This window comes from Mariniflexile sp. HMF6888 (genome assembly GCF_044335535.1).
Lineage (GTDB): Bacteria > Bacteroidota > Bacteroidia > Flavobacteriales > Flavobacteriaceae > Mariniflexile.
Genome location: NZ_JBIQVZ010000015.1, coordinates 41,629 through 49,760, shown reverse-complemented (window position 1 = coordinate 49,760; position 8,132 = coordinate 41,629). Strand labels below are relative to the sequence as shown.

The following is an 8,132-nucleotide window of genomic DNA, read 5'->3' as shown; positions in this document are numbered from 1 at the left end:
CGGTACGCACGTCATTACCATAGGCCTGGAGTTCCTGCAGGGCATCAGCAATTGCCCTTGTACGCAGAGCCCCGTGCATTAATTTGTTTTATATTAGAAAAGCCAAAATGTTATGCTATTTTTGCAACTTGAAAAGACCAAGTTAATTAAGTCTTTCGGAAGCTTAAAAGAGTATTAAATTAGAGATAGCTAACAATAATGGAATTAAAGGATAAACAACGCATAGCGTTAAGTGTCTATTTTTTCTTATCAGGTATTTGCTTTGCGTCATGGGCATCACGTATTCCTACCATAAAAGATTTTTTTAATTTGAATGAAGCCGAACTTGGCACCATTCTTTTGGCTATGCCTATAAGTTCTTTAATTGGGCTACCCATTTCTGGTTGGTTGGTATCAAAATTTGATAGTCGTATACCGCTTATTGTATCGTTTGTTTTCTTCTCTATTGCCTTAACATGTATTGGTTTTTCAACGACACCATTATTGTTGGTATTATCGGTTTGTTTGTTTTCGTTTTGTATGCGAATTTTAAATATATCGGTAAACACACAATCTATAACCTTGCAAAAAAAGTTTGAAAAACGCGTAGTTGGTGCTTTTCATGGACTGTGGAGCACGGGTGGTTTAGTAGGTGTTGCTTTTTCCACTTTAATGGTGAAAATGGGAGTTTCAATTCAAATTCACTTGTTAAGTATCTCAATAGTAGGATTGATAATGGCTCTAGTTACTTATCAGTTTACTATAAAAGGAGACAAATCGCCTACAGGGAATAAACTAATAATAGGAAAACCAGACCCGTTTATTTTGTACTTGGGTGTATTGATATTTTTTGGAGCTATCTGTGAAGGCGGTATGTTCGATTGGAGTGGGGTTTATTTTAAAGATGTTGTAAAAGAAGAAGTGTTTACTTATGGTTACCTCATATTTATGACCACCATGGCACTTTCAAGGTTTTTTTGCGATAGGTTAGTCAACGAATTTGGCTTGCAAAAAATGTACATTTTAAGTTCGGTATTAATAGCCTTGGGGATTGCAATTGCAGTGGCATTCCCATTTTTTTGGCCAGCATTATTAGGCTTCTGTTTTGTAGGTTTTGGTACGGCAGCTATTTTTCCTGTAACATTATCGCTGGCAGGAACCTCAAAAAAGTATTCGCCAGGCATGGCAATATCCATAATTACTACGTATGCTATTTTTGGTATGTTAATAGGGCCGCCACTAATAGGTTATTTGGCACAGGCATTTAATTTAAAAAATGCTTTTATTGTTTTTATAATCATCGGGTTGATGTTTATTCCTGTGTCACGTGCTTTTTTTAAGTTTCAGGAAAAAAATCAATAATCTTATTTTTGTTAGATTTAATGGAGCATAAAACTTTATCGAAAAATAGAGGTGATTTTATAAAAGAATTTTCCAACGTTAGTACGGGCAATTTCCCCGTTTCTAATTTTTTGTCTCCGTTCTTTATTTTGTTTTTTATAAAATTCTAAAGTATTGGTTCTTCTAAATTTATTTTGTCTTTTGCGTTCCAATTCATCAGTAGTATATATGTATGATGGTTTTATTGATGCTCCTCCAACGACTGTAACCATTTCACCCAATACCATTTCAGACATTTCAAGCATAACATTATAATTGATTTCTTTGGTAATTTCAAATGCTTTGGTTTTATATCCAATATAATTTATTAATAAAACATCACCCGGTTTTGCGTTAATAGAAAATTTACCATTGAAGTCGGTTATAACGCCAATTGAAGTACCTTTTATCAACACATTGGCGCCAGGCAAAGGAATCCTGCTTTCATCTATAACAAACCCAACAATACTATCTTTAACTGCGGGAGGTGCAACTTTTCCAATAATAATATTTGGTTTTGTGGAGTTTACTAGAACTATGTCAGGTTTTCCTTGAGAATGTATGTACTGACTTCCTAAGCCAATAAAAGCAAACAATCCAGAAGCTAAAAAGGTAGCATATCTATTTTTATCTTTTCTACTTAAAACAATATCCCTTTGTAATTGTGTATTCTTGAAGCGTCCGCAAAGATTATTGTTTTGCTCAAAAGCGTTAATTATTTGCTCATCGGTTTTGGTCGTAAAATCAAATATGGTCTTTTTGCAAGTAGCACAATGACGCCCTTTCTCGTTTGGCGTCATTTTATTCCAGTTTTCGCTACAAGGTTTTGGGATATGTATATTTATAACTTTTCTCATAGTTCAAATTACTATAAGAAAAAGGTTTTTTAAAAGTTAGAATGAGTAAATAGACTGTTTTGTTGAGTTAAACTTACTTTTCAACAATTTCAACCTCAAATAATTTATCCCATCGCTTACCTGTAACAAAAATGGTTTTGGTTTCAGGGTTGTAGGCAATACCGTTTAATACATCCAAACCTTGATGTTGTGTTACTAACTTTTTTAATGGTGAAAAATCAATGACGCCAATAACAGCACCATTTGTAGGGTTTATTAAGGCAACACCATCTTTTTGATAACGGTTGGCGTATATAACCCCATTAATCCATTCCATTTCATTGATTTCAATAATTTTCCCCTTGTTGGTATATACTTGTATATGATCTTCTTCAACCAAGGTTTCTGGGTTTAAAAGCCAAATATTTTCGGTGCCGTCGCTTTTATAAAGTTTATTGGAATCGTTACACATGCCCCAACCTTCTTTACTACTTCCATATTTAAAGCTATTTAGTTTTTCAAATGTATTAACATCGTACACAAAGCCAGTACCCGATTGCCATGTAAGCTGGTAAATTTTATCATTAAGTATGGTTAGCCCTTCGCCAAAATAAGCATCTGCTAAATTGATATTTTTCACAACTTCACCAGTTTTATAATCAACCTGTCTTAATTTCGATTCTTTATGTTGCCCAGTGCTTTCATATAAATTGCCTTTATAGAACTCAAGTCCTTGGGTGTAAGAAGTAATGTCGTGTGGATATTCATTAATAATTTTATAAGTATACACTTTTGGCGCTTCACTATTTAAAATGGTAATAGTTGTAGCGGCTGTTTGTTTTTCATTATTAAAATATATAGTGGCATTGATCGTATGCTTTCCTAATTTAAGGGTTTTTAAATCGGATTTATCACTGATCTTTTTATCATTAAGTGTGTAGCTTACAGAATCGATAGGATGTTTTTTTTTGTTTTCGATGGAAAGAATTAAGCTTGTATCATTAGAAATATCACCTTTTATGGCATTGGTTTTTATGTTGAAATCACTTTTATTATGACCTGTATTAGAACCACAGGAAATAATTATGGCGTTTAACGAAATGATTAATAAGTGTTTAAGTGTATTCATCTGGAAAATTAAATTTAGGGCAAGATATTTATTTAAAATCAGTTTAAAAAATCATTGTGAAAATTTTAAAAGGTTGTATCTTTGCATAGGCAAGTCCTACACAACCAGCTCCTGTTGAATCCTCCAGGGCGGGAACGCAGCAAAGGTAAATGGTCGTAGCGGTGTGATGTAGGTAGCTTGCCTTTTTTTATTTATTCCCATGAAGATGGGAACTTCATAAAAATAAGCGTAAAATTTTATCTTCTTTTCTTCAATTTTTTTCTTTTTAACCGCCATTGTCAAATTCATTGTTAATTTTACATTATCAATTATCAATTATCAATTATCAATTATCAATTATCAATTATCAATTATCAATTATCAATTATCAATTATCAATTATCAATTGAACTATGTCTAAAGTTGTATTAATTACAGGAGGTTCTTCTGGAATAGGAAAATCGGTAGGCGAATATCTAACCGAAAAAGGATTTATAGTATATGGTACCAGTAGAAATCCAGAAAATTATAAAGAAAGCAAGTTTCCTATTTTAGAATTAGATGTTAAGCATATTGAAACCATTCAACAAACCATAAAAGCAATTATTGATAAAGAGAGTAGGTTAGATGTTGTTATAAACAATGCTGGAGCGGGTATAACAGGTGCTATTGAAGAAATACCTGAAGCTGAGATTAAAGCAAATTTTGATACTAATTTTTTTGGACCGCTTAACGTTATTAAAACGGTTTTGCCACAAATGCGCCAACAACATTCTGGGTTAATAATTAATATTACGTCAATTGCAGGATACATGGGGTTACCGTATAGGGGTATTTATAGTGCCAGTAAAGGTGCTCTAGAACTGGTTACGGAGGCCTTTAGAATGGAATTGAAGGATTTCAACATAAAAATGACCAACATTGCACCTGGTGATTTTGCAACCAATATTGCCGCAGGAAGATACCATGCGCCACTTTTAGATAATTCGCCATACAAAAAACCGTATGGTGATACTTTAAACTTAATGAATGCACATGTTGATCATGGTAGCGACCCCAATATGATGGCGCAAGCGGTTTTAAAAGTTATAAATACTGAAAATCCAAAAGGGCATTACAAAGTAGGGGAGTTTATGCAGAAATTCTCAATTGTTTTAAAGCGTATTTTACCAGACAAGGTTTATGAAAAAATGCTGATGAAGCACTATAAATTATAGGCTACTTCCTATTAATAGCCCCCAAAAGTTGCTCTTCAAAATGCATTGAAAAAATATTGGTATTGCTATACACTATTTTTTGATGTTTATCTACAACAATCGTTTTTGTCATAGGTTGAATAGCCAAAACTTCTATAGATTCTTTTGGGTTTTTAAACTGATATTCATCTTTAAATTCAAACCTGTTTTCTTTTAATGAAGTTTTAGGTCTGTCCGATTCGAAATCGTCAATATTAATGACTATGAACCTGACCTCAGGATACTTAACTTTAAGTTCATTAAGTCTATAATGACTTTCTTTAAAATGATTGTAGAATGCATTAGACCAAAAACATATTACAGTGGGCATTTTTATTAATGAGTTGATATCAAATTCAGTATTTTTATAATCAACAATTTTGATATTAGGAAAATTACCACCTTCCTTTAAATTATTTAAAGATGTAGCAAAACGTTTTATGTCGTTTTTATCTGTTTCGTCACTGCTTTTACTTAAATAAGCACTTAAAAGGGCATCGTTACTTTCAGTATTGGTACTTTTTGATAAATAGTTCGCCGTAAAATAATAAAGCAGTTTGTTTTTAAGAGTCTCATTGTCAATTAAGCTGTCTATAAGCTTAAGTCTATCTAAATTGTAACACAACGAGTTTCTTTTAAAAGTGTCATCGTTACTGTGGGCTATATGGTTTTCTAGAGCTAAATTATTAAGGGTATATTTTAAAAAAGAATTGTAGGAGTAACTTTCTTTTAAGAAACTGTCATTGTAATTAATAGTTTTTCTATAGCTGTAAAAATCTTTAGGAAGCGACTTTAAAATGTCTCCTTTGTTGTTTCCATGATGTACAAACGGGTAAACTTCTTTACTGGAAAAATAGCTGTAGTCTATGTTGGCTTTTGCTATTTTATCAAATAGAGGAGAAGGGTTGTATTTGGTTTTAAATGCGTTTAATTTATTTGTTTTAAATGCTTTTAAAGAGTCCACCCTGTTTTCGTAAGCCTCGGGGTTTAATTGACAGAACTTAAAAATCTTTTTTTCCTGAATTTCATTTTCAAGAAATTCATTGATTAGGAAATTGTTTTTTTTATCGCCTGTACCGGTAAAAACCAATGACTCATCAAACTCAAATGTATTCAATCTAAATAGCAAACTGTCCTTAGGTTCTAGTAAAACCATTTGTGTTTCGCCACCATGGTAAAACGTATATAAACCTTCTTTTAGGTTGTTGATTTTATAAAGAAACCTGTTTTTGCTATCAAGTTTTATGGTGTCGATTACTACATCATGTTTTAATAGAACAACAAAATCACTGTTAGGATTAATAATCTCACCTCCTAAATAAGCATAATTACCTTCTGAATTATTGCCATCGTTTTTACAATTAAACAGTGTTGAAATAATTAATAAACTTAAAAAGTGTAATCTCATAATCCCTTATCAAAGTGTTTAAGTAAACACAATTATATGTACAAAAGTATGTGTTGTGTTTATAAACTGCTGTTAATGCGTTGTTAAATGTTGCAAGGCATTAATTCATTCAAAAATGCGTATTTTTTTTTAATCTCCAAGTATTACTTTAAAATTAAGCAACTAAGTTTCGACTTACGGTTTGAATTTTTTACTTTTGCAGAAAAAATAAAACACCCTTTATGTTATCAGTATCAAACCTTTCGGTTCAATTTGGCAAGCGCATTCTTTTTGATGAAGTAAACACAACGTTTAATACAGGAAATTGCTATGGGATTATTGGTGCAAATGGTGCTGGAAAATCGACTTTTTTAAAAATAATTTCTGGTAAACAAGATCCAACTTCTGGACATGTGCATTTAGAAGCAGGTAAGCGTATGTCTGTTTTAGAACAAGACCATAATTTATATGATGCGCATACCGTTTTAGACACTATTTTAATGGGAAATAAGCCATTATATAAAATTAAGACGGAAATGGACGCGCTTTATGCTGATTATTCAGATAAAAATGCCGATAGAATAGGAGAACTTCAAGTACTTTTTGAAGAAATGAATGGTTGGAATGCCGATAGTGATGCCGCTGCCATGTTATCGAATTTAGGAATAAAGGAAGAGTTTCATTATACATTGATGGGCGATTTGGATGGAAAACAAAAAGTGCGTGTGCTTTTGGCGCAGGCATTATTTGGAAATCCAGACGTACTAATCATGGATGAGCCTACCAATGATTTAGATTATGAAACCATCTCTTGGCTTGAAAACTTTTTAGCTAATTACGAAAATTGTGTGATTGTGGTATCTCACGATAGACACTTTTTAGATGCCGTTTGTACACATATTTCAGATATCGATTTTGGAAAAATCAATCACTATTCCGGGAACTATACTTTTTGGTATGAGTCGTCTCAATTAGCAGCGCGCCAACGTTCACAACAAAACAAAAAAGCCGAAGAAAAGAAAAAGGAATTAGAAGAATTTATCCGTCGTTTCTCTGCCAATGTTGCTAAAAGTAAACAAGCAACCAGTAGAAAAAAAATGATTGACAAACTTAATATTTCAGATATAAGACCAACCAGTCGTCGTTACCCTGCCATTATTTTTGAACGCGACAGGGAAGCAGGTGATCAAATTTTAAATATCCAGGGGTTAACCGCATCAAGTAATGAAGATGGTGATGTTTTATTCAAGAACATTGATTTAAACCTTGCTAAAGGCGATAAAGTAGTTGTATTTTCAAAAGATTCTAGAGCAACCACCGCTTTTTATCAAATACTAAATAATAAAGAGAAGGCAGATGCTGGTACGTTTGATTGGGGTGTGACAACAACACAAGCATATTTACCATTAGATAATAGCGAATTTTTTAATAACGATTTAACGTTGGTTGATTGGTTACGCCAATGGGCACAAACCGAAGAAGAACGCGAAGAAGTAAACATTCGTGGGTTTTTAGGGAAAATGATTTTTAGTGGTGAAGAAGCTTTAAAAAAATCGAATGTGCTTTCCGGAGGTGAAAAAGTACGCTGTATGCTAAGTAGAATGATGATGGTAAGGGCCAATGTTTTGATGCTGGACGAGCCGACAAACCATTTAGATTTAGAAAGTATAACAGCGTTTAACAACTCGCTTACCAATTTTAAAGGCACTATGTTGTTTACAACACACGATCATGAGTTTGCACAAACAATTGCCAATAGAGTTGTAGAGCTAACGCCTAACGGTGTTATTGATAGATATACCACGTTCGATGAGTATATGCAAGACCCAAAAATTAAAGAATTGCGTAATAAAATGTATGCAGTTACAGCATAAATAAACGCTAAATCCAATAAAAAAGAGCGATTTTTAAAATCGCTCTTTTTTATTGGGGTGTTTTTTTAATTAGGACTTTAATTCTTTTGTTACCTTATTAATAATTTCAGTAGCTCTTTCAAGTTCATCTTCATGTACAAATACTTCTTGAAAATCGGGTGCCAATGTACCTCCAAAACCACCTAATATAGCAGATTCCGATTGATCCTTAATGATGGGATTAATGTCCAAAGCATTTAATTCTATTACAATTCGCTTAACGACAGCAAAATTTCCTGTGTATACTTTTATAAAATTAGAATCTGTCATAATTTCAAGTTATTGAGTTTACTT

General features: G+C 32.7%; 7 protein-coding genes and 1 other RNA gene. 4 read left to right on the top strand and 4 right to left on the bottom strand.

Annotation, left to right across the window (positions count from 1 at the left end; genetic code table 11):
• Window positions 1–198 precede the first annotated feature (198 nt).
• Window positions 199–1,341: an MFS transporter gene (locus ACGLWY_RS18320; protein ID WP_396621128.1), complete on the top strand. Its 1,143-nt coding sequence runs from the start codon at window positions 199–201 to the stop codon at window positions 1,339–1,341.
• A gap of 35 nt (window positions 1,342–1,376) precedes the next feature.
• On the opposite strand, the gene ACGLWY_RS18315 is transcribed toward ACGLWY_RS18320, so the two are convergent.
• Together ACGLWY_RS18315 and ACGLWY_RS18310 are read right to left on the bottom strand one after the other, a co-directional pair.
• On the bottom strand, window positions 1,377–2,216 hold the full coding sequence (locus tag ACGLWY_RS18315) for a carboxypeptidase-like regulatory domain-containing protein (protein ID WP_396621127.1): 840 nt from the start codon (window positions 2,214–2,216) through the stop codon (window positions 1,377–1,379).
• 73 nt (window positions 2,217–2,289) lie between these two features.
• The gene (locus ACGLWY_RS18310) at window positions 2,290–3,324 is read right to left on the bottom strand and encodes a glutaminyl-peptide cyclotransferase (protein WP_396621126.1); all 1,035 of its coding nucleotides are present in this window, start codon (window positions 3,322–3,324) and stop codon (window positions 2,290–2,292) included.
• An 87-nt stretch (window positions 3,325–3,411) separates the two neighbouring features.
• On the opposite strand from ACGLWY_RS18310, the gene ffs reads away from it, so the two are divergent.
• Together ffs and ACGLWY_RS18300 are read left to right on the top strand one after the other, a co-directional pair.
• Window positions 3,412–3,510: signal recognition particle sRNA small type (gene ffs / locus ACGLWY_RS18305), an RNA gene on the top strand.
• A gap of 206 nt (window positions 3,511–3,716) precedes the next feature.
• Window positions 3,717–4,520: an SDR family oxidoreductase gene (locus ACGLWY_RS18300; protein WP_396621125.1), complete on the top strand. Its 804-nt coding sequence runs from the start codon at window positions 3,717–3,719 to the stop codon at window positions 4,518–4,520.
• Between the two features lies 1 nt (window position 4,521).
• Here ACGLWY_RS18300 and ACGLWY_RS18295 read toward each other — a convergent pair whose 3' ends face one another.
• Window positions 4,522–5,946, bottom strand: coding sequence for a TlpA family protein disulfide reductase (locus ACGLWY_RS18295; RefSeq protein WP_396621124.1), 1,425 nt, complete (start codon window positions 5,944–5,946; stop codon window positions 4,522–4,524).
• Between the two features lie 221 nt (window positions 5,947–6,167).
• On the opposite strand from ACGLWY_RS18295, the gene ACGLWY_RS18290 reads away from it, so the two are divergent.
• A complete protein-coding gene (locus ACGLWY_RS18290) occupies window positions 6,168–7,799 on the top strand; it encodes an ABC-F family ATP-binding cassette domain-containing protein (protein WP_396621123.1) in 1,632 nt (543 codons plus the stop codon).
• Window positions 7,800–7,868: 69 nt separating this feature from the next.
• On the opposite strand, the gene ACGLWY_RS18285 is transcribed toward ACGLWY_RS18290, so the two are convergent.
• Complete coding sequence (locus ACGLWY_RS18285; protein ID WP_396621122.1) at window positions 7,869–8,108, bottom strand: putative signal transducing protein; 240 nt, start codon at window positions 8,106–8,108, stop codon at window positions 7,869–7,871.
• Between the last annotated feature and the right edge of the window lie 24 nt (window positions 8,109–8,132).

Coding starts and splice junctions, on each gene's coding strand:
- ACGLWY_RS18295 (WP_396621124.1), bottom strand. CDS start 5,946: ATGAGATTACACTTTTTAAGTTTATTAATTATTTCAACACTGTTTAAT.
- ACGLWY_RS18290 (WP_396621123.1), top strand. CDS start 6,168: ATGTTATCAGTATCAAACCTTTCGGTTCAATTTGGCAAGCGCATTCTT.
- ACGLWY_RS18300 (WP_396621125.1), top strand. CDS start 3,717: ATGTCTAAAGTTGTATTAATTACAGGAGGTTCTTCTGGAATAGGAAAA.
- ACGLWY_RS18320 (WP_396621128.1), top strand. CDS start 199: ATGGAATTAAAGGATAAACAACGCATAGCGTTAAGTGTCTATTTTTTC.
- ACGLWY_RS18285 (WP_396621122.1), bottom strand. CDS start 8,108: ATGACAGATTCTAATTTTATAAAAGTATACACAGGAAATTTTGCTGTC.
- ACGLWY_RS18315 (WP_396621127.1), bottom strand. CDS start 2,216: ATGAGAAAAGTTATAAATATACATATCCCAAAACCTTGTAGCGAAAAC.
- ACGLWY_RS18310 (WP_396621126.1), bottom strand. CDS start 3,324: ATGAATACACTTAAACACTTATTAATCATTTCGTTAAACGCCATAATT.